The 21,088-nt window shown below is 72.7% G+C and carries 20 protein-coding genes and 1 pseudogene; 11 read left to right on the forward strand and 10 right to left on the reverse strand.

The annotated features are described in order from the left end of the window. Nucleotides 1-87: 87 nt before the first annotated feature. From ACFV7Q_RS11590 to ACFV7Q_RS11600, 3 genes are read left to right on the forward strand one after another with little or no spacing between them, the layout of a single operon-like run. Nucleotides 88-894 (forward strand): STM4013/SEN3800 family hydrolase, encoded by an 807-nt coding sequence (locus tag ACFV7Q_RS11590; RefSeq protein ID WP_385426935.1) that lies wholly within the window; start codon nt 88-90, stop codon nt 892-894. After that, nucleotides 891-2,288 carry an STM4012 family radical SAM protein gene (locus tag ACFV7Q_RS11595; protein WP_385426879.1) on the forward strand — a complete coding sequence of 466 codons (1,398 nt, stop codon included), beginning with the start codon at nt 891-893 and terminating at the stop codon, nt 2,286-2,288. The genes ACFV7Q_RS11590 and ACFV7Q_RS11595 overlap by 4 nt, the downstream gene beginning before the upstream one ends. 11 nt (nt 2,289-2,299) lie before the next feature. Next, entirely contained in the window at nt 2,300-3,217 is a 918-nt protein-coding gene (locus ACFV7Q_RS11600; RefSeq protein WP_385426882.1) for an STM4011 family radical SAM protein, read from the forward strand. Here the strand turns inward: ACFV7Q_RS11600 and ACFV7Q_RS11605 are convergent. The 7 genes and pseudogenes from ACFV7Q_RS11605 to ACFV7Q_RS11635 form a co-directional block, all read right to left on the reverse strand. Continuing rightward, nucleotides 3,202-3,426: pseudogene (locus ACFV7Q_RS11605) on the reverse strand (Dabb family protein); the annotation flags it as partial. The gene ACFV7Q_RS11600 and the pseudogene ACFV7Q_RS11605 sit on opposite strands and share 16 nt — an antisense overlap. Before the next feature lie 64 nt (nt 3,427-3,490). Further along, complete coding sequence (locus ACFV7Q_RS11610) at nt 3,491-4,459, reverse strand: branched-chain amino acid transaminase (RefSeq protein ID WP_385426885.1); 969 nt, start codon at nt 4,457-4,459, stop codon at nt 3,491-3,493. Beyond that, nucleotides 4,456-5,874 carry a phenylacetate--CoA ligase family protein gene (locus ACFV7Q_RS11615; protein WP_385426887.1) on the reverse strand — a complete coding sequence of 473 codons (1,419 nt, stop codon included), beginning with the start codon at nt 5,872-5,874 and terminating at the stop codon, nt 4,456-4,458. Before ACFV7Q_RS11615 ends, ACFV7Q_RS11610 begins: the two co-directional genes overlap by 4 nt. 63 nt (nt 5,875-5,937) lie before the next feature. Then, entirely contained in the window at nt 5,938-6,231 is a 294-nt protein-coding gene (locus ACFV7Q_RS11620) for a DUF1330 domain-containing protein (protein ID WP_385426889.1), read from the reverse strand. Nucleotides 6,232-6,268: 37 nt separating this feature from the next. Further along, a complete protein-coding gene (locus ACFV7Q_RS11625; RefSeq protein ID WP_385426891.1) occupies nt 6,269-7,090 on the reverse strand; it encodes a PhzF family phenazine biosynthesis protein in 822 nt (273 codons plus the stop codon). Next, nucleotides 7,077-8,042 (reverse strand): ornithine cyclodeaminase family protein, encoded by a 966-nt coding sequence (locus tag ACFV7Q_RS11630; protein WP_385426894.1) that lies wholly within the window; start codon nt 8,040-8,042, stop codon nt 7,077-7,079. The genes ACFV7Q_RS11625 and ACFV7Q_RS11630 overlap by 14 nt, the downstream gene beginning before the upstream one ends. Continuing rightward, nucleotides 8,029-8,682: a prephenate dehydratase domain-containing protein gene (locus ACFV7Q_RS11635; RefSeq protein ID WP_385426896.1), complete on the reverse strand. Its 654-nt coding sequence runs from the start codon at nt 8,680-8,682 to the stop codon at nt 8,029-8,031. Before ACFV7Q_RS11635 ends, ACFV7Q_RS11630 begins: the two co-directional genes overlap by 14 nt. A gap of 329 nt (nt 8,683-9,011) precedes the next feature. Here ACFV7Q_RS11635 and ACFV7Q_RS11640 point away from each other — a divergent pair, with 329 nt between their 5' ends. Both ACFV7Q_RS11640 and ACFV7Q_RS11645 read left to right on the forward strand, forming a co-directional pair. Further along, on the forward strand, nt 9,012-9,425 hold the full coding sequence (locus ACFV7Q_RS11640; RefSeq protein WP_385426899.1) for a hypothetical protein: 414 nt from the start codon (nt 9,012-9,014) through the stop codon (nt 9,423-9,425). Nucleotides 9,426-9,586: 161 nt separating this feature from the next. Beyond that, a complete protein-coding gene (locus ACFV7Q_RS11645; RefSeq protein WP_385426902.1) occupies nt 9,587-9,751 on the forward strand; it encodes a hypothetical protein in 165 nt (54 codons plus the stop codon). 64 nt (nt 9,752-9,815) lie between these two features. Here ACFV7Q_RS11645 and ACFV7Q_RS11650 read toward each other — a convergent pair whose 3' ends face one another. Continuing rightward, the gene (locus ACFV7Q_RS11650; protein WP_385426905.1) at nt 9,816-12,842 is read right to left on the reverse strand and encodes a BTAD domain-containing putative transcriptional regulator; all 3,027 of its coding nucleotides are present in this window, start codon (nt 12,840-12,842) and stop codon (nt 9,816-9,818) included. Between the two features lie 209 nt (nt 12,843-13,051). On the opposite strand from ACFV7Q_RS11650, the gene ACFV7Q_RS11655 reads away from it, so the two are divergent. Then, a complete protein-coding gene (locus tag ACFV7Q_RS11655) occupies nt 13,052-13,264 on the forward strand; it encodes an MbtH family protein (protein WP_385426907.1) in 213 nt (70 codons plus the stop codon). A gap of 101 nt (nt 13,265-13,365) precedes the next feature. On the opposite strand, the gene ACFV7Q_RS11660 is transcribed toward ACFV7Q_RS11655, so the two are convergent. Beyond that, nucleotides 13,366-14,319, reverse strand: coding sequence for an ornithine carbamoyltransferase (locus ACFV7Q_RS11660; protein ID WP_385426909.1), 954 nt, complete (start codon nt 14,317-14,319; stop codon nt 13,366-13,368). Nucleotides 14,320-14,471: 152 nt separating this feature from the next. Then, nucleotides 14,472-15,881, reverse strand: coding sequence for a helix-turn-helix domain-containing protein (locus ACFV7Q_RS11665; RefSeq protein ID WP_385426912.1), 1,410 nt, complete (start codon nt 15,879-15,881; stop codon nt 14,472-14,474). Between the two features lie 285 nt (nt 15,882-16,166). On the opposite strand from ACFV7Q_RS11665, the gene ACFV7Q_RS11670 reads away from it, so the two are divergent. The 5 genes from ACFV7Q_RS11670 to ACFV7Q_RS11690 all read left to right on the forward strand — a co-directional run. Beyond that, complete coding sequence (locus tag ACFV7Q_RS11670; protein ID WP_385426915.1) at nt 16,167-16,622, forward strand: cobalamin B12-binding domain-containing protein; 456 nt, start codon at nt 16,167-16,169, stop codon at nt 16,620-16,622. A gap of 83 nt (nt 16,623-16,705) precedes the next feature. Next, nucleotides 16,706-18,040, forward strand: coding sequence for a methylaspartate mutase (locus tag ACFV7Q_RS11675; protein ID WP_385426937.1), 1,335 nt, complete (start codon nt 16,706-16,708; stop codon nt 18,038-18,040). 5 nt (nt 18,041-18,045) lie between these two features. After that, nucleotides 18,046-19,110: an asparagine synthetase A gene (locus ACFV7Q_RS11680; RefSeq protein WP_385426918.1), complete on the forward strand. Its 1,065-nt coding sequence runs from the start codon at nt 18,046-18,048 to the stop codon at nt 19,108-19,110. After that, nucleotides 19,107-20,369 (forward strand): glutamate synthase-related protein, encoded by a 1,263-nt coding sequence (locus ACFV7Q_RS11685; RefSeq protein WP_385426920.1) that lies wholly within the window; start codon nt 19,107-19,109, stop codon nt 20,367-20,369. Before ACFV7Q_RS11680 ends, ACFV7Q_RS11685 begins: the two co-directional genes overlap by 4 nt. Before the next feature lie 131 nt (nt 20,370-20,500). Then, a partial coding sequence (locus ACFV7Q_RS11690; RefSeq protein WP_385426923.1) for an AMP-binding protein occupies nt 20,501-21,088 on the forward strand: 588 nt, incomplete at its 3' end.

The raw sequence follows: 21,088 nt of genomic DNA on the forward strand, positions 1-21,088 counted from the left end.
CTGCCGCCGCACGGGGACCACCCCGCCCCGAAGCCGCCCGCCCCGGAGCTCCCCGCCCCGGAGCCGCCCGCCCCGGAGCTCCCCGACATGAACGAGGTCGTCGGCCGTGACGACCTGCTCCTGCTCACCCTGGACACCCTCCGCTACGACGTCGCCGTCGAGCTGGCAGCCGCCGGCCGCATCCCCCACCTGGCCCGCCACCTACCCGGCGGCGCCTGGGAGCGGCGGCACGCCCCCGGCAGCTTCACCTACGCCTCCCACCAGGCGATGTTCGCCGGGTTCCTGCCCACGCCCGCCGCCCCCGGCCCGCACCCGAGGCTGTTCGCCGCACGCTTCGCCGGCAGCGAGACCACCGCCGGCCGCACGTACGTCTTCGACACCCCGGACCTGGTCTCCGGCCTCGCCGCGGCCGGCTACCGCACCGTCTGCATCGGCGGCGTCGGCTTCTTCAACAAGCAGGGCGCACTGGGCGACGTACTCCCAGGGATGTTCCAGGAGAGCCACTGGGAGCCCGCGTTCGGCGTGGCGTCCCCCACCTCCTTCGAGGCCCAGGTCGAGCGCGCCGAGCAGGTCGTCGCCGCACTTCCCGCCGACCGGCGGCTGTTCCTCTTCCTCAACGCCTCGGCGCTGCACCAGCCCAACTGGTTCCACCTGCCCGGCGCCACCCGCGGGGCCGGTGACAGCCGCGCCAGTCACGCCGCCGCCCTGGAGTACGTCGACCGGCACATCGGCCGGCTCTTCGCCGCGATGAGCTCCCGCCGCCGCTGCTTCGCCATCGTCTGCTCCGACCACGGCACGACCTACGGCGACGACGGCTACACCGGCCACCGCCTCGCCCACGAGGCCGTGTGGACCGTGCCGTACGCCCACTTCTTCCTGGAGCCGTCCGCATGACCGCCCCCGCCGCGCCCCTGCCCGTGACCGCCCCCGCCGTGCCCGCGGCGGCTCCCGCCGTCCGCCCGTACCAGAGCTACGTCTACGCCTACCCCCACAAGACCGCCTACCGGCCCCTGCCCGACCGGCCCGCCCTGCGCGACCTGTGGCGCGGGGAGCCCAAGGGCGCCCTCTCGCTGTACCTCCACATACCGTTCTGCGAGGTCCGCTGCGGTTTCTGCAACCTGTTCACCCGCATCGGCGCGCCCGAGGGCCTCACCGGCCGCTACCTCGACGCGCTCGACCGCCAGGCCGCCGCCGTCCGCGAGGCGCTCGGCGACGAGGGCCCGGTCCGGTTCGCCAACGCCGCGTTCGGCGGCGGCACGCCCACGTTCCTCACCGCGGACGAACTCACCCGCCTCTGCGACATCGCCGAGCAGCGCATGGGGGCCGACCTGCGGGCCGTCCCGCTCTCCGTCGAGGCCTCGCCCGCCACCGCGACCGCCGACCGGCTCGCCGTCCTCGCCGAGCGCGGCACGACCCGCCTGAGCCTGGGCGTCCAGAGCTTCGTCGACGACGAGGCCCGGGCCGCCGTGCGCCCCCAGCGCCGGGCCGACGTCGAGGCCGCCCTCGGCCGGATCCGCGGGGCCCGCATCCCGGTCCTCAACATCGACCTCATCTACGGCATCGACGGCCAGACCCCCGCCACCTGGCGCACCTCCCTGGACGCCGCCCTCGCCTGGGAACCCGAGGAGCTGTACCTCTACCCCCTCTACGTCCGCCCACTGACCGGTCTCGCCCGGCGCACCGCCCACACCGACGTCGAGTGGGACGCACAGCGCCTGGCCCTGTACCGGCAGGGCCGCGACCACCTCCTCGCGCACGGCTACGAGCAGGTGTCGATGCGCATGTTCCGCCGCCCGGGCGCCGCACCGCAGGGACCGGACGACCACGCCTGCCAGACCGACGGCATGATCGGCCTGGGCTGCGGCGCCCGCTCCTACACCTCCGCCCTCCACTACTCCTTCGACTACGCCGTCGACATGGGCGAGATACGGGCGATCATCGACGACTACACGGCCACCACCGGCGCCGACTTCGGGCACGCCGTGCACGGCCGGTACGTCGACGGCCGCGAGGCCCGCCGCCGCCACCTCCTGCAGTCCCTCCTCCAGGCACGGGGCATGCCGGTCGCCGACTACCGCGACCGCTTCGGCACGCACCCGTACGACGACTTCCCCGCCGAACTCCACGACTTCGCCGCCCGGGGCTGGCTGGAGGAGACGGGGGACCCCGCCGGGCCCGCCCGGCTGCTGCGCCTCACCCCGGACGGACTCGCGCATTCCGACGCGCTCGGCCCCGCGCTCTTCTCGCCCGCCGTCCGCGCCGCCATGGCCGCCTACGCACCGAAGTAGGCCGCCCGCGCATGGACCTCACGATCCTCTACCGCGGGCCGCTCGCCTCCTGCGACTACGACTGCCCGTACTGCCCCTTCGCCAAGCGCCGCGACAGCACCGCGCAGCTGCGCTCCGACCGGGCCGCCCTCGAACGCTTCACGGCCTGGGCGGGAGCGGCCACCGACGACCGGCTCTCGGTCCTCTTCACCCCCTGGGGCGAGGGGCTGGTCCGCTCCTGGTACCGGCGCGCCCTGGTCGACCTCTCGCACCAGCCGCACGTCGAGCGCGTCGCGATCCAGACCAACCTCAGCTGCCGCACCGACTGGCTCGCCGCGGCCGACCTCACCACCCTCGCCCTGTGGTGCACGTACCACCCCGACCAGACGCCCTACGCCCGCTTCCTGGGGAAGGTCCACGACCTCGCCGACCGGGGCGTCCGCCACAGCATCGGCATCGTCGGCCTGCCGGAGAACCTCCCGCACGCCCGCCGGCTGCGCGCCGACCTCCCGGCACACGTCTACCTGTGGGTGAACGCCGCCGAGGGCCACACGTACACGGACGCCGAGGCCGACGCCTGGACCGCCCTGGACCCCCTCTTCCCGTACAGCCGCCACCCGCACCGCTCCGCCGGGCTGCCCTGCCGCACGGGCCGGTCGGTGGTGTCGGTCGACGGCGAGGGCACCGTCCGCCGCTGCCACTTCGTCCGCGCCGAACTCGGCAACCTCTACGACGGCTCGTACCGCGCCGCGCTCGGCCCGCGCCCCTGCCCGCTGGCCGTCTGCGACTGCCACATCGGCTACGTGCACCTGGAGACGCTCCCGCTCTACGACGTCTTCGCCGGCGGCGTCCTGGAACGCGTCCCCGCACCCGCGAAGTCAGCGACCACCCAGGTGGCGATCTCGCGCCACAGTTCGACACCGCGGACGTGGTCGGGGTGGGCCAGGTAGCGGTCGACGGCCTCCTGATCGGCGAACGTGCCGATCAGGGCGAAGTCGTAGGCCACCGGCCGGTCGGTCAGGTTGCGCCCGAACTCCCAGCCGAGGATCTCCTCGATCCGGTCCGGGTGGCCGGCAGTGGCCGCTTCTGCCTCCCGTGCCCGGGGGTCGGACCAGTCGATCCCCGGCTCGAAGCGGAACAGGACGGTGTGGCGGATCATTTCCTTCTCCTTCCGTGGCTTCCCTGCGTGCCTGCTCTCCCTCTCCCCCCGCTCCCCCCGCTCCTCAGAGGCGGACCGCCGTCCTGTGGACCGGGGCCAGCCAGTCCCGGGTGCGGGGGTCCAGGCCGCGGACCGAGCGGTCGTAGGCGTTCATCACCCTTCGCGTGACGGGGCCGGGGGTGCCGGAACCCACCGGGCGGCCGTCCATGGAGGTCACGGGAACGATCTCGCAGCCCGTGCCGGTCAGGAACACCTCGTCCGCCGTGCCGAGCTCCGACCGTAGGACCGTGCGCTGTTCGACCTCGATGCCCTCGTCCCGCCGCAGCAGCGAGATCACCGAGTCCCTGGTGATGCCCTCCAGGATGTCGGAGGCGTGGGACGGGGTCGCGACGCGTCCGGCGCGGACCAGGAAGACGTTGGCGGTGGTGGCCTCGGCCACGTGTCCGGCCTGGTTGAGGAAGATCGCGTCGTCGTACCCGGCCTGCGTCGCCTCGTCGGTGGCCAGTGCGTTGTTGGCGTACGCGCCGGTGATCTTCGCCCGGGCGGGCAGCGAGCTGTCCGGGATGCGCCGCCAGGAGGAGACCCCGCAGGAGATGCCCTCCTTCGGCACGTAACTGCCCATCGGCAGGCTGACCACGGTCAGCGAGGAGGAGACGCCCTGCAGACGGACACCGAACGGCACCCCCGGCTCCAGGGCCGTCTTGTACGCGAGCGGCCGGACGTAGGCGTCGCCCGTGTGGCCGTTGCGCCCCAGCAGCTCGGCGGTGATCTCGACCAGCTCGTCGGCGCTCGGGCCGACCGCGATGCGGAGGATGCGCGCCGATGCGATCATCCTGGCGAAGTGGTCGCGGGCCCGGTACAGGTGGGAGGTGTCCGGCCCGGACGCGTACGCGCGGATGCCCTCGAAGACGCCCGTGCCGTACTGGAGGGCCTGGAGGCCGGGCCCCAACCGCAGCTCCGCGGCGGGGAGGAAATCGCCGTCGTGGTACGCCCACTGTCCGCGGGCCGGAGCGGCGGTGCGTCCGGCGCTCACCGCGCGTCCCGCTCGCGGGCGATGGCCAGGGCCGCCTCGCGCTCGGCGTCGACCGCGCTCCGCAGGTCCTGCACGCGCGCCGCCTTCCAGCTGACCATGGCCCCGGTCGTGGTGATCGCACCGAGCCGGGCGGTGCGGACGGTCACCGGGCAGCCCCAGGCGTCCGCGGCCGACGCGACGAGTGCCGCGTGGGCCTCCTCGTCGGGGGCGTCCAGTTCGAGGTCGACGGTGAGGACGTCGACGCCGGACTCCCGGTCGATGGTGATGTGGTAGTCCCGGCAGCCCCGCACCCGGGAGAGGACGAAGTCTTCCAGCTCGTATGCGGTCACCGTCCTGCCGTTGAGGTCGATGCGGTCGCGGACCCGCCCCATCGGCGTCAGGATCTCCGAGGGGTAGCTTTCCCCGGGGCCCGCCGGCTCCAGCCGGACCAGGTCGCCGGTCCGGTAGCGCACGAGGGGCTTGGCGCCCCGGTACAGGTGCGTGATGACCAGCTCGCCTTCGCGCACCTGGCGGGCGTCCGGTTCGACGGGCTGCCCGCTGTCCGGATCGACGACCTCGTAGAACACGTTCTGGGGGACGGTGCGCAGCCGGCCGTCGACGTGCGCGAGACCGAGGATGGAGGCCTCCTGCGAGGCGTACATGCAGCTGTACGCCTGCGCGTTCCACAGGGCTCCGAGGTTCTTCAACAGCTGCGGGGTGACCAGTTCGCCGACGAACATCAGCAGCCGCAGGTCGAAGTCGGCGGCCGGGTCGAGGCCCGCCCTGCGGGCCTCCTTGGCCAGCGTCATCGCCATCCCCGGTGTGCAGAACACGGCGGTCACGCGGAGTTCGCGCAGCATCTGCAGGGCGCGGTCGAAGCCGACGACGGGGGAGTGCGGCCACATCTTGACGACGGCGTGACCGAGGTTGCGGCAGACGTCGCCGAAGGTATCGCCCGTCGAGTGCAGTTCGGTCGGCCCCAGCACGGCGACGACGTGGTCGTCGCCGTGCTCGTCGAACACCTCCCGGTAGGCCACCGTGAGGGCGGCGTTGTTGACGATGGAGTCGGTGTTGTCCCGCGGGCAGGGAGTGGCCGGGCCGGTGGTGCCGGTGGTCTCGTAGAACACCCAGGAATCGCTCACCGGCTTGGAGAGGAGGTCGTACCGGCCGTCCCGCAGGTCCTGTTTGGTGGTGAAGGGCACGGTACGGGCGAACCCGGCGGCGTCCAGGCCGTCGATCCCGGGTTCCGTGAGCCCCGCCAGCCGCTCGGCGTAGAAGGGGGAGCGGCCGCGCGTGTAGCGCAGCGTCTCCCGGAGGCTGCGCCACTGGTGGGCCGCCAGACGTTCCCCGCTCCACCGCCCGCCGTGGAACTCGCGCTGCTGAGCGACCGAGCGCCGGGCGAGGGCGTCGAGCTCGTCGTCGAAGATGGTGAACACGTGAAGCGCAACCCTTCTTGGATACTTGGGTGGACGAACTGGTTCGGCGGTGCCCGAGGCAGGTCAGCCGGCGCTCTCGAGCAGGACGAGCTCGGTCTGCACGCTGCCCCTCCGCAGGTCCGCGATCGCGCGGTACTCGGGGGACGCGAACCACGCGCGGGCGCTCGCGCCGTCCGGGAACTCGATCAGCGTCAGGTGGACGGGGGACCAATCGCCCTCGAAGACGTCGACCTTCCCTCCCCTGATCACGAAGCGCCCGCCGTGCTGCTCCACCGTGGCACCCACCAGACGGCGGTAATCGGCGAGTTCGGCGCTCGTCTCCAGCGTGGTCACGTTCCCCAGTACGTACGCGGGCACGGCGTGCCCTCCTTCCGTTCCGTTGCGTTGCGCCGGGTCACTGGATCGACGTGCCGGCCGTGATGGTCACCGCGGTGCCGCCCAGCAGGACGTGGTCTTCGGCGACGGTGACGTGGACCGTTCCCCCGCGGCGGGACATCTGGTAGCCCCGCAGCTCGGCGCGGCCCAGCCGCTCGGCCCAGTACGGGCCCAAGCAGCAGTGGGCCGACCCGGTGACCGGGTCCTCGTCGACCCCGTACGCCGGTGCGAAGAACCGGGAGACGAAGTCGAACTCCGTGTGCGAGCCGCCGCGGGCGGTCACGATCACCCCGCGGGTCGGCACCCCGGCGAGGGCGGCGAAGTCGGGCTTGAGGTCGCCCACCACCTCCGCGTCGGCGACCTCCACGAGGTAGTCGAACCGGTTCCGGCCGATCCACACGGGCTCCACGCCCAGCGCCTCGCACAGGCCGGCAGGCCGCTCGGCCTCGACCGCGCGCTCCGCCGGGAAGCGCATGACGATCCCGTGGCCGTTGCGGTGGACGCTGAGGACGCCGCTGCGGGTGTGGAAGTCGATCTGCCGCTCCCGCGCGCCGCGCTGCCACAGCACGTGGGCGCTCGCCAGGGTCGCGTGGCCGCAGAGGTCGACCTCCTTGGCCGGAGTGAACCAGCGCAGCTCGTACCCGTCGCCGCGGGAGCTGACGAACGCGGTCTCGGAGAGGTTCATCTCCCGGGCCAAGGACTGCATCCACGTCTCGTCCCGGGGCTCCTCCAGCAGGCACACCGCTGCCGGATTGCCCGTGAACGGACGCTTCGCGAAGGCGTCGACGACGAAGAGCCGGGTACCCCGCAGACTCGGCGGCCGCACCTCAGAGGTCAGCACCGGTACCGCCCTTCCGCGCCCGCGCCGCGATCGAGAATCCGGCGGCCACGTCCTCGACGGCCAGCCCCAGGGACTTGAACAAGGTGATCTCCTCCGGCCCGGTGCGTCCTTCGGCCGTGCCGAGGAGCACCTCTCCGATCTCGCCCCTGATGTCCTTCTCGCCGATCAGGCCTTCGGCGATCGGGTCGCAGAGGTCACTGGACTCGTTCAGCGCCGACTCCCTGCTGTCCACGTAGACCCGGCAGCGGGCGACCTCGGCGGGGGCCAGTTCCCGGGCCCCGCGCACGGACGCGCCGACGGCGTTCACATGGGCGCCCGGGGCGAGGTGCCCGGGCAGGACCACCGGCTCGCCCGCCGAGGTCGTCGTGCACACGAGGTCCGCGCCGCGCAGCGCGTCCTGCGCGGTGGCCGCGACCTCCACGGCCACGCCCCGGCCGCCGGCCCAGTCGCGGAAGGCCCGCGCGTGCCCCGCGGTACGCGACCACACCCGGACCCGGCGTACGTCCCGCACCAGCCGCATGGCTTCGAGGTGCGTCCGCGCCTGGGTTCCAGAGCCGAGAATTGCGAGATCGCCCGCATCTTCCCGGGCCAGTGCCCGGGTTGCCACGGCGGAGACGGCGGCCGTGCGAATGGCCGTTACCGCACTGCCGTCGAGAACCGCCGACAATTCACCGGTGACCGGGTCGAAAACGCAGACCGTGCCGATGTGCGTCCCGAGTCCGCGGGCCCGGTTACCAGGATTGTGCATGATGGCCTTGAATCCGTAGCCGAGGCCCTCCACATGGGCCGGCATCATCGCGAACACCCCCTGCTCGGAAGGTGGCGCGAGGACCGAGCGGAGCGGCTGGGTGACCTTTCCGGAGGAAAATCCGCGCAGTGCGTCCGCCATGACGGAAATCGCCTCGGCCATGGGGAAGGCGGCGCGGACCTCCTTCCCGTCAAGCATGAGCATGGGTCGTCCTCCGTACGTCGGCGGTGTCCGTGGCGAGCTGGGCGAACGCGTCGTCGTCCGTCGTGAAAACGGACCAGAGCATCCTGATCACGCGGGTCCTGGAGATGAATTCCAGGCCGGTGGCCTCGGCGGCCGGTTTGGTCGTCAGGGCCAGGTCCGTGATGCCGTCCCGAACCGCCCTGGCGGCCATGCTCGTCGACGTGACCTGCAGGATCTCGCGGTCGCTGAACGTGCTCGGCAGGAGTTCGTCCACCAGTGCGCGCGGCGCCGGGTGGGTGGCGACCACCGGCCTCTCCGGGACGGGCCGGCCGGGCACCCGGGCGATTCCGTAATGCGGCGTGTCCATCACGAAAACACCGGCGAGGGTGAGCCGGGTGTTCATGTAGAACTCGCTGATCCCGCTGTACGCATTCGCCACGACCAGATAGTTCACGTCACGATTGAGCAGCGCTTCGGCTGCGTCCTCGTACGTCCGGTGCAGCTCGATGTCGCGGATGTCGGGGACGGTGCCGTCCAGGCTCTGCCAGACGACGCCCGCAGCGACTTCGCTGCTCGTTCCCGCGGGTCCCAGGGTGGCTATCTTGGGACGGTCGTGAAGGGCGGCGAAGGAAGGCGTCAGCCAATTTACCATCTGCCTCATGTGTGCGGTTCCTCCGAAAGGCTCCGGTGAGCGGCGCAAACGAATAGCGGTCGTGACGGGACCCAGACGGTCCGATGCGCCGCCGGGTGAGGGAATATGGAGACGCTAACCCCATCCGATGGGGAGAAGCCATGAATTCGCGCATACGGGAGTGAAACTGCCGATCGAAGGTGCCCCTTGATGCCGCGGCCCGCGGTCGACCGGCAACGGCACCGTTACCCCTGCCGGCACCGGCGGCGCGGGAGCCGGGAAGGAGCCGGGAGGAGAACAGGACCGGCAGGCGGCACCGTGTCCCCCTGAGGCACCAGCCCTTTGCAGAGGAGCATCACGTGGGACACCCGTACCGGCCGCCGACCGCGGACCGACTGAGCCGTACCCTCCAGGACCTGACGGCCGTCGAACGGTGGGCCGAGCACATCGGCACCGAACGCCCCCCGGACAGCGGCAGCGGCCACCGCGCCTGGGACGGCATCGAGTTCGGCGTCGACACCATGACCCGGACCGGCATGCACCACGTCACCCGCATCACCGCCCGACTCCGCAGCGGCACCGGCACCACCGGCCCCGCCCCCGAGCCCGCCGAGGCCGACCGGGCCGTGCTGCGCTCGGCGGTTCGGGCCCTGCTCGACATGGCGGGGCACGAGTCCGGACCCGCGCACACCGTGGTCGCACTGACGCCGCAGGGACCCCGCGTGCTGTCCTGCCGGCTGCGCGGCGGCACGGAGACCGTCCCCGAACCCTAGGCCCGGGCCCGCAGCGGACCCGGCTCCCGATCGTTCCCGCAGGCCGGCGGCCCGCTCCCGCTCCGTTCCCGGCGGCGGGAACGGAGCGGGAACCTTTGAGGAATTGCTCCAGCCATATTCGAGGTGTCGGACAGAGCAGGCCAGACACAGGGGGCGGGAACATGGGACGCAAGCTGACCAAGTCGATCGGGATCGTCGTCGCGGCGCTGGCGCTGGGGCTCGGCGCGGCGGCCGGCATCGACCACCAGACGGGGCAGCAGGGCGGCCACCACATCTCCGCAGAGGACAAGGGGCCGACCGTCATCATCCCCGTCCCCAAGGGCTGACGGCCCGCCAGCACCGCAGGCGGCCCGCGAGACTCCTGGCGGGCCGCCTCCACGCGTACGGCGGTCAGCTGCGCCGGACCCCGGGCGCCACTCCCATCGCGGAGAACAACTCCTCCGCAGCGGCCCCGTGCTCGGCCGCCTCCTCCTCGGCACCGAGGGCCGCGGCCGCCCGGGCCATCCCGGCCAGGGCGTACGCCTCCTCGATGCGGTAGCCGACGCCCGAGGCGAGCTCGTACGCGCTGCTGTGCAGGTCCAGCGCCCGCGCGTGCTCCCGCTTCCGCTCCAGGACCCGACCGATCATGTTCTCGACCTTCGCCTGCCGCAGCGGCGACGAGCCTTCCCGGACCAGGGCCAGCGCCCGGTCCGCGAACCCGGCCGCCTCCTCGGGCCGTTGCAGCCGCTCGGCCGTGTCGGCGGACAGCGCCAGCGCCATGGCCGCATGGCCCTGGTCCATTGACTCGTCGTACAGCCCGCGCGCCCGGGCCAGCGCCCGGTCGGCCGCCTCGTACTCGCCGAGACCGGTGTGCGCGAAGGCGAGGTCGGTCAGTGCGACGAGCTCGACGCCCCGCCGGCCCAGCTGCGCGGCGAGGTCCACCGCCCGGCGGGCCGCCTCGACGGCCTCCCGGTGCCTGCCCCACTGCTCGTACAGCGCGCTGAGGGCGGTGAGGCTCTCGGCCTCCGCCCGCGGCGAGTTGAGCTCGCGCTCGCAGGCGACCGCCCGCCGGAGGTGGGCCAGGGCTTCGGGGAACTGCCCCAGCAGGCTCTTGTACAGGCCGAGCGTGCTCTCGCTGTGCGCCTCCGTCTGCAGGTCGCCCATCCGGGCGGCCACGTCACGGCCCTCCTCGGCCACCGTCACGCCCTCGCCGAGCCGGCCCAGCTTCCAGCAGGCCACACCCAGGTTCGACAGGCTCACCCCCAGCAGCGCGAGGTCGCCCAGCCGCCGGGCGGCCGTGACCGCCAGCCGGCAGAGCTCCGCGAACTCGTGCAGTTGGCCCCGCGCGTTGAGCTGGAAGACGATGTTGCGCGTCAGGCACACCGCGTGCCGGTCGTAGCCGAGCCGCTCGGCCAGGGCGACGATCGACAGCAGCCCGGCGTGCTCCCTGGTGAACCAGGCCTGGGTGCGCTCGGCGTCCCGGAAGTCGGGAAGCCCCGCCGTCCACTCCACGATCCCCGTGGGCCGGCGGTGCCGGCCGGGGAAGAGGATCTCGCAGGCCGCCTCGGTGGCCGTCAGGTAGTAGTCGAACAGCCTTTCCAGCGCGTCGGCGTCGGCGCGTCCGGTGGGCTCGCCGCGCAGGCTCTGAGCGAAGCTGCGCACCAGGTCGTGCAGGGTGTACAGGCCGATCTCGGGCTGCTGCACCAGGTGCACGTCGAGGAGCCGTTCCAGGATGTCCTCGGCGTCGCGGGTGCCCATGCCCAGCAGCGCCGCCGCCGAGTGGACGTCGATGTCCCCGCCGGGGTGGAGCGCTAGGATCCGGAAGGCCGTCCGGGACTCCTCGTCCAGGGTCTGGTACGACAGCCGCAGCGTGGCGGCGACGCTCCGCTCGCCCGAGCTGAGCTCGTCCAGCCTGCGGGTCTCGTCCCGCAGCCGGTCGACCAGGTACGCCACGGTCCACCGCGGGCGGTTGCGCAGCCGGGCCGTCGCGATGCGCAGGGCGAGCGGGAGGTGCCCGCACAGCCGGGCCAGCTCGGCGGCGGCCTCGGGTTCCGCGGCCACCCGCTGCACGCCGAGGGTGTCGGCGACCAGGGCCGCGCTCTCCTCGGGCGCCATGATGTCGATGGAGATCCAGTCGGCCCCGTCGAGGTCCACCAGCCGCGCCCGGCTGGTGACCAGGACCAGACTCCCCGGCGAGGCGGGTAACAGGGGCCGGATCGCGGCGGTGTCCGCCGCGTTGTCGACGAGGAGCAGCAGCCGTTTGCCGACGAGGGTGGCCCGCCACAGGGTCGCCCGGCCGACGACGTCCTCCGGTACCCGGTGCCCGGGCACACCCATGGCCTGCAGCAGGGTGTCGAGGGCGGCGCCGGTGGTGATCGGCTGCTCGCCGGGCGTGTAGCCGCGCAGGTCGATGTGGATCTGGCCGTCGGGATAGTCGGGGGTGAGCCGGTGTGCGGCCCGTACCGCCAGCGAGGTCTTGCCGCTGCCGCCCATGCCGTCGAGCGCCACGATCTGGGTGGCCCGTTTGCTTTCGGCGCGTGCGTAGTGCAGCAGCTCCTGGAGTTCCCGTTCCCGGCCGGTGAAGTCCGCGAGGTCGTTGGGCAGAGTGGAGGGGGCCCGGGACCCCTCGGGCGCGGGGGCGGGGAGCACGGCGAGCGAGGGCGGTTCGGCACCCGCCAGTTCGGGGCTCTCCTGGAGGATCCCCTCGTACATCCTGGTGAGCTGCGGACCCGGATCGACGCCGAGCTCCTCGACGAGCAGCTCGCGGACCTTGGTGTACTCCTCCAGTGCCGCGGCCTGCTGGCCCGACCGGTACAGCGCGAGCATCAGTTGGCCGCGCAGTGTCTCGTGCAGGGGGTGCTGGTGGACGAGTCCGCGCAGGTCCACCACGACGTCCGCGGCCTCGCCGAGGCTCAGGCGGAGGTCGAAGAACTGCTCGGCGGCGGCCAGCCGGCTCTCCTCGAGGACGACGGACGCCGTCTCGATGACCGGGCCGCCCTCACCGGCGAGGAGCGGACCGCGCCACAGGGCCAGGGCGGCGCGCAGCATTTCGACGGCCTGTGCGGGGCGCCCGGCGGCCACCGCTTCCTTCGCCGCGTGCACCCGGTTGCCGAACTCGTTCAGGTCCAGCTGGGTGTCGGTGACGGCGGCCCGGTAGCCGGGGCCTTCAGTGACCACGACTTCTCTGCCGCCCGGAATGCGCCGGCGTAAGTCCGCTACGGCCTTGCGTATCTGGTGGGCGGCGGTCGCGGGCGGATCCTCGTCCCAGGCGGTGTCGACGAGCCGTGACACGGGCAGCATCTTGCCGGGCTCCAGCAGCAGCGCGACGAGCACCCGTTCCTGGATCGTGCCGCCGAGGCGGAGCTTCACGCCGCCCGCCCAGCCCTCCAACGGCCCCAGGATGTTGAACCGCAGTGGCCCCCCATCAGCATCCGCCACCCTGATCCCCCCACGGCTCGGATCGCAAGATTTCGTCAACTGATGGATCATATGTCCTTTGAAAGATGAGCGGTACCACGATGTGGACGCCTTCGGACACTGCCGCCGATCTGCCTTCGCCGCTGCCCGAACCCCGCATGACCGGCTCCTAGTGTGGGCGCCGGAACAGCAGGCCGGATTGCGTCATCGCTTGAGCAAAGGCAGGAATCGTGGCAACGAACCCTTTTGAGGACCCGGAAGGCCGCTACGTCGTACTGGTCAACGAGGAAGGGCAGCACTCCCTGTGGCCGGCTCGCATCCAGCAGCCGCTCGGCTGGGAACTGGCCCGGGGCGAGGGCACCAAACAGGAATGCGCCGACCATATCGAGGCCCACTGGACGGACCTGCGGCCGAAATCGGCGGTCGCGGCCATGGGCGGCTGAGCCCGCCCCGAACGACACCGCCGGCGGTGGTGGCAGTGCCCTCCGGGGCGCCGCCGCCACCGCCGGCGTCATGTTGCCGTTGCCGCCGCACACGCCCCGGATCAGGCAGCCGCCCGGGCGCCCGCCCGGGCGGCGTCCGCGCCGACGACGCACCACTCCAGCACCGCCATCGCGGCCGTCATCTTGTGGTGGGCCTGGCGCCAGGCGAGGCTGCGCTCCCCGTCCAGGACTTCGTCGGTGACCTCCTGGCCGCGCACGGCGGGCAGGTCGTGCAGGAAGACCGTGCCCGGGCCGCCGAACCGTTCCAGGAACCCCCGGTCGATGCGGAACCCTTCGAAGTCGGCCAGCCAGTCCGGGTTCGCCTTCGGCACGCCCATCGTCTGCCAGCGGCTCGTGTACACCGCGTCCACCGGGCCCGACACCTCGTCGGGCGAGGTCACCTGGCTGACCAGGGCCCGCCCGCCGCCGAGCCGGTCGACGAGGTCGAGGGTGGCCTGCGGCACCTCGTACCCCTTGGGGCACAGCAGGGTCAGCCGCAGCCCGGGCGTGAGCGCCGCGGCCAGCGCCAGCGCCGCACCCGAGCTGTTCCCCTCGCCCACGGCCAGCACGTGCAGCCCCGCCAGGTCGCCGAACGCCTCGGCGAGGGTGGCGAGATCGGCGATGGCCTGGGTCGGGTGCTCGTCCAGGCTCAGGGCGTTGACCACCGCGAGGTCGGGGTTGCTGCCCAGCCGCCGGATCTCGTCCACGTCCCCGTTGGTGCGCACGACGAGCGCGTCCAGGTACTCCCCCAGGACCCGGGCGGTGTCCTCGACCGTCTCCCCGGTGCTGAGCTGGAGCTCGTCCGGACCGAAGGTGATGACGTCCGCGCCGAGGCGGACGGCGCCGCTCCAGAACGAGGTACGGGTCCGCGTCGACGACTTGCGGAAGAAGACGCCGACCCGGCGGCCGTCCAGCGGCCGGTCGTCCACCTCTCCGCGGCCGAAGGCGACCGCTCGCCGGACGATGAGGGCGAGTTCTTCGGAGGACAGATCGGAGAGCGAGATGAGATTGCGCATGACGGTGTGCCGTCACCTTTCTTCCAGGGGAACGGGAAACGGGAATGGGAACGTGAACGGGAACGGGAACGGTCGGAGCGGAGCGGAACGGGAAGGGGGGGCAGGGCAAGGCGAAGGGGGGAGGGGAACGGGGGAGGGGAGCGGTCCGGCGGCTACGCGGGACCGCCGGCCATGAGCTGCGCCGCGGGCCGCGCCCCGCCGCCGTCGTCGGCGGCGTACCCGCCGGCCGCCACGAGTTCGCGTACGAGGTGCAGCACCGCGAACCGGCCGGGCCGGCCTGCGGCGCCGCCCGGCTCGGCCGGAAGCTGACGGATCAGGCCGTGCAGGAGCAGTGCGTGGACGTCCTGGGCCGCCTCGGCCGGCGGGACGCCCAGGGCGCGGGCCACCTCGTCGACCGTCCACGGGGAGTCCTGGGACACCCCCGCGGCCAGCAGGGCCTTCCCGCGCGGCCGGAGCCCCGTGACGGCCGCCGACAGCAGGTCGCCCAGCGCGCCGGTGGTACCGGAAGAGAGCGAGGCCGGCCCCTCGACCAGGGCCAGTGGCCTCTCCCGGGCCAGCACCAGCAGCTGGTCGAGTGAGTAGAGCAGCAGCCAGGAGGCGGCCGCTTCGAGGGCCTGCGGGATGCCGTCCAGCGCCTCGCAGACCTCGGCCACGGTGGCCGTGACCGAGTCGGTGAGCAGCAGGTCGGGGCGCATGTGGCTGACGTACGAGAGCATCAGCTCGACCGCCGGCCGATGTGCGCTGAGCGAGTCGCCGGGCAGCGGGCGGCCAGCCGCCGGCCCGGACTGGCAGGTCGTCGGCAGCGGCGCGAGGGGCAGCAGCCGGCCGCCGGGGAAGTGGTGCGAACGGCGGGAGGTGACCAGGACCTTGAGCCGCCGACAGGACTGCAGCAGGTGCATCAGGGCGGGGCTGGCCGCGGGCGACACCTCGTGGCCGTCCAGGACGAGCAGGGTGGCCTTGTCCCCGAAGAGCGAGGCCAGTTCCTCGTGGTTGCCGCCCTCCGCTATCAGCGAGCGGACCCAGCTGACCATCGCCGACTGCGGTCTGCCCGGCACCTGGGTCACCACGTCGTCCGGGCGGTCCATCGGCAGCCACAGCACGGGCGTCCCGCCGTGCGCGTGCACCCGCAGCGCGGCCTCCTGTGCGAGCCGGGACTTGCCCACGCCGGGCAGTCCCACGATGGTGACCAGGCGTTCCCTCTCGCTGCCGAGCAGCTCGTCCAGGGCGCGCAGTTCGGCTCCCCGACCGAACAGACTGCGCAGGGGTGAGGGCGGGAAGGCGAATTCGGCGCTGTACACGTCGCGCAGGGCCTTGCCCGTCGAGGCGCCCTCGACGGCGAGCTCCAGCGCGGCGCGGCGCGTGTCACTGAGGCGCATGGCATCGGCCAGGAGGCGGATGGTGTCCTTGCGGGGGCGCCCCACCTGGCCCCGCTCCAAATTGCGGATCGCTCGGACGCTGACCGTCGAGAGCCCGGCAAGCTGTTCCTGGGTGAGCCCGGCCGTCCCGCGGGCGCTCCGCAGCGCGGCGCCGAATTCCGCCGACGGAGCCTGACGGTTCGTCATCGATGTCTCCCTGGTCTGGATGCTTACGGGAGTACCTTCCGGGACCGCCTTCCTGATCCCTTCCCGCGGCGATACCGATTCCGGGGAAGGGAAAGGACCGGGTTCCCGCGGGCGGCAACTGCCGCTGCGCTGCCGCCGCCGACGCCGGTGACGCCCCCTGCCGGCTTCTAGGCTCGTGGACGTAGGGAGTTCCGAACGCACCGGCCGCGAGACCGCGAGACCGAGACCGCGAGACTGCGAGACCTCCTTCTCCCGTTGTCATCAATGATGTGGACGAAGCGAAGAATGAAGCCTGCAGAATTGGCGACCTGTAACCGCTCGGCGTCACTCGACGTGGTCGTCACCGGATTGCCGTCCGACGCCCACACCTGGAATCTCGTATTCATTCAGCTGATGCTCGAGGACCTCGGGCACGAGGTCGTCAACCTGGGGCCCTGTATTCCCGAGGATGAAATCGTCGAGTCCTGCGCGAAATACCAACCCGATCTGCTGGTCGTCAGTAGCGTCAACGGCCACGGGTTCAACGACGCCAGGCCGCTGATCGGCGCCCTGCGGTCCCGCCCGGAGCTGGACGGGATGCCCGTCGTCATCGGAGGCAAGCTCGGCGTCTCCGGCGACCGGCAGGAGGAGCAGGCGCAGGAACTGATGGCGGCCGGATTCGACGCCGTCTTCCAGGAGGGCGTCGAACTGGCCTCCTTCGAGGCCTTCGTCGGCTCACTGCACAGAGAGGTGGCCCGGTGACCGGCCCGCTCCGACGTACGGCCCCGCCGCCGTCCCCGTCCCCGTCCCCGTCCCCGCAGACCCGATCCCCCGCCACGGCCACGGTGCACGCGGCACGGACGTCCTTCGGACGGTACGTGGCGGACGCCCACGCCCGCGGCGTCCTCGTGGTGCAGCCGCGGATGGGGTTCTCCGACCCCACCTTGATGCGGGCGGGCCTCCGGGCCACCAAGGCGGCCGCCCCGGCCACCGTCGGCACCGTCACCATCGACAGCTACACCCGGGTGGGCGACGAGCAGTCGGCGGTGCGTGCCCTCAACGACGGCGTCCCGCTCAACGGCTACCCCATCACCTCGTTCAGCCCGCACACCTCGCGCTGGGTCCTGGACGGGGTGCGCGACGCCTCGTTCCCCGTACAGATCCGGCACGGCTCGGCACGCCCCCAGCGGATCATCGCCGCCCTGGCGGTGCTGGGCCTGGACGCCACCGAGGGCGGGCCCGTCTCGTACTGCCTACCGTACGGGCGCACCCCGCTGGTCGACTCCGTGCGCAACTGGCAGCAGAGCTGCGAGTTCCTCGCCTCGCTCCGCTCCACCGGCACCGAGCCCCACCTGGAGACCTTCGGCGGCTGCATGCTGGGCCAGCTCTGCCCGCCCGGCCTCCTCGTGGCGATCAGCGCCCTCGAAGCGCTGTTCTTCCACCGGGCGGGGCTGCGGTCGATCTCGCTGAGCTACGCCCAGCAGACCAGCCCCGAACAGGACCGGCAGGCGGTCCACGCCCTGCGCCGGCTGGCGGCCGAGATGCTGCCGGACACCGACTGGCACATCGTCCTGTACACCTACATGGGGCTGTACCCGCGCTCCCCCGAAGGGGCGCTGGAACTGCTGGAGCGGTCGGCCGAACTCGCCGTGCACACCGGCGCGGCCCGGCTGATCGTGAAGACGGTCGCGGAAGCACACCGCATCCCCACCGTCGCGGAGAACGTCCAGGCGCTGCGCGCCGCCTCGGCCGCCGCCGCCCGGGCCTCAGGTCCCGCCATCGGCGCCGCCGTCGAACCGGCGGGAGCCGCCGACAACCCGGTCTACGCAGAGGCCCGCGCCCTCGTGGACGCGGTGCTGAACCTCGACGGGGACATCGGCCAGGCGCTGCTGAAGGCCTTCGAACGCGGCTACCTGGACGTCCCCTACTGCCTGCACCCCGACAACGCGGGCCGGACCCGCAGCTACATCGACGGCTCGGGCCGGCTGACCTGGTCCGAGATCGGGTCGATGCCCCTCGCCCGCAGCAGCCGGCGCAGCGGGCGGCTCACCGCCCGGGGGCTCTACGACGCCCTGTCGTTCGTCCAGAGCCGGCACGACGACCCCGCCCTCACACCGACCCCTTCGCCGACCCGGCGCCGTCCGCTCGCCGGCCTGTCCGGCGGCACTTCCAGGAGCTAGCACCCATGACCGTGGTATCCGCCGAAACACCCGCCCCGTCCGCCCCGCCGGCCCCGTCCGCCCCGCCGGCCCCGTCCGCCCCGTCTGCCGCGCCCGTCCTCCCGGCCTCCATCGACGCGCACCTGGCCTCCGAGGAGACCCGCGCCACACTGCGCGTCCAGAGCCGCATGCTCGCCGCCACCCGCGCCTTCCTGACCGGCCGCGGCTTCCAGGAACTGCTGCCCCCGGTCATCGGGCCGGTGACCGACCCCGGCATCCGTGGCTCCAAGCAGGTGGACGTCGACTTCTACGGCCACAAGTACAAGCTGATGACCAGCGCCATCCTCTACAAGCAGGCGTCGCTGACCGCCTTCGACAAGATCTTCTACATCGCCCCCAACGTGCGGCTCGAACCCCTGGAGACCGCCGTCACCCACCGCCACCTCGCGGAGTTCCACCAGATCGACGTGGAGATCCGCGACGCCCGCCGCGAGGACGCGATGGCCGTCGCCGAAGCACTGGTCTCCCACGTCGTCGCCGAGGTCGTCCGGGACCTGCCCGCCGAGCTGGAGCTCCTCGGCCGGGACACGGACGCCCTGCGCGAGGCCGTGGACCAGGCCTTCGGCCGGGTCGACCACGCCGGGGCCACCGCCGACCTGATCGCCCTCGGGCATCCCCAGGACCCCGCCGCCGAGATCGACTGGGAGGGTGAGGAGAAGATATCCGCCGCGTCCACCCGCCCGTTCTTCGTCGTCGACTACCCCAAGGGATCCCGCGGCTTCTACGACTGCGAGCGCGCCGACGCCCCCGGCATCCTGCGCAACTTCGACCTCATCGCCCCCGAGGGCTACGGCGAACTCGCCAGCGGCAGCGAACGCGAGCACGACTACGCCACCCTCGTCACCCGCATCCGGGAGACGGGCGAGAACCCCGCCAAGTACGGCTGGTACCTGGACCTGGCCCGCCGCGGCATCCCCGCCAGCTCCGGATTCGGCATCGGACTGGAGCGCTTCACCCGGTACGTCACCGGCCGCCCCGCCGTCTGGCAGGCCAGCGCCTACCCGAAGCTCCCCGGGGTGGTCTCCGCATGAGCACCGTACTCACCGCCGCGGGCTTCCCGGAGCAGCAGGTCCGCCACCGCGCCCGGCGCGGAGCCGAGGCGGCCTTCCCGGACCCTTCCGGCTACGGCAGCGGCATGCTGGGCTCCGCACCGGCCGGCCGCGACCCGCACGACCTGCTGGAGAACGCCCGCATCGTGCCGCCCGTCTTCATGCCAGACCGGCTGAAGAAGCTCATCGACCTGGCACGCGAGCCCCTGTACACGGACGTCGACCTCACCACCCGGATCGGCGGCTTCACCTCCCGGCTGCCGCTGTACGTGTCGGCGTTCGGCTCCACCCAGGTCGCCAGCCACGACCTCGGCGAGGCCGCCGGCCGACAGGCCGGGGCCCTCGGCATCCCCATGGTGATCGGCGAGAACGTCGTCCCCGTCAACGGCTACCGCGCCGCCGCCGACACCCAGGCCTCCCCGCTCCTGGGCCGGATCGCCGCCTACACGGCAGCCGCGGACGACGAGCACGGCGGCGTCACCGTCCAACAGTCCACCGAAGACGCCGACGCCGAGGTGTGGAACCTCCTCTACAGCGACCCCGTCTCGGAACCCCTCCTGGCGACCGGCCGCCTCGCCTTCGAACTCAAGGTCGGCCAGGGCGCGAAGCCCGGTCTCGGCGGCCTCACCGTCCTCGACCGGGACGCGGCCCGCAGGCTCGACGAGCAGTACGCCACCGACGAGGTCTTCGGCGACGACGAGCGGATCCTGCGGATCAGCAGCCCCGGCACCTTCACCGACGAAATCCTGCGCCGCCAGGTCATGCTGATGCGCAACAACTTCCCCCGCGCGAAGGTGTGGGTCAAGCTGCACCCGGGCCGGGACGTCGCCGACGCAGCACGGGTCGCCTGGGCGGCCGGCGCGGACTCCGTCACCGTCGACGGCGCGGAGGCCGGCACCGCCTGGGCACCCACCGGCTTCCTCGGCCACGTCGGCCTGCCGCTCGCCGAAGCCCTGCTGCGCATCGGCCGCACCGAGCACTGCCTGCTCGCCAGCGGCCGCATGTGGGAGGGCACCCGCGCCGTCAAGGCCCTCGCCCTCGGCGCCAGGGCGGTCGGCCTCGGCCGCGCCGCACTCCTCGCCGTCGACGAGGACGGCGACGCCGGACTGCGGCGTCTCGTCGCCAGCATCGCCCTGGAGCTGCAAATGCTGACCAGTGCCGTCGGCAAGTACCGGACCGGGGACCTGTCGGCGGAGGACCTCCTGCTCCCCGCCGTACCGCCCCCGCCGCCCGTCGGCTGACCGCCCCGCTCAGCCCCGTCCCACCCCACCCCGCCCCGCCCGCCCCGCCCGCGACGCCGGTCCGGCCGCAGCGGCCCCGACGGGCCGCGCGCCCCGGTGCAGCCCCGAACTTTCGAGAATGGTGTGTCGAGATGCCCCAGCAGCAGGCCGGTCAGGCCCACCCGGTCGACATCGACGGGTACAACAGCACGGCGGTGGCCCTCCCCGAGCTTCCGCTGCACGAGTTGTTCACCGCCCGGGCGGCGAGGTCACCGCAGTCCGTCGCCCTGGTCTGCGGGGAGCGCGAGCTGACCTACGGGCAGCTGGACGGGGCGTCCGACGCGCTCGCCCGACGGCTAGTAGACGCCGGCATGCGCCCGGGGGACAGGGTCGCACTCTTCCAGGACCGCTCCTTCGCGTACGTCGTCGCCATGCTCGCGGTCCTGAAGGCGGGCGGCACCTTCGTCCCGCTGGACGCGCGCCAGCCGCAGGAGCGGCACGCCTGGATCCTGCGGGACACGCAGGCCGCCCTCCTGCTCACCGACCGCCTTCCGGGCGGGGCGGAATTCGCCGGGGAGCTGCCGGTCATCCGGGTGGGCGAGGAGACCGCCACGGAATACGAGGAGACCGCACCGCTGCGGCTGCCCGTTCCGCCCGACCAGGCGGCGTACGTGATGTACACGTCGGGGTCGAGTGGGACGCCGAAGGGTGTGGTGAACACGCACCGGAACGTGGTGGAG

The sequence above is a fragment of the Streptomyces sp. NPDC059851 genome, from assembly GCF_042732005.1.
Classification (GTDB): Bacteria; Actinomycetota; Actinomycetes; order Streptomycetales; family Streptomycetaceae; genus Streptomyces.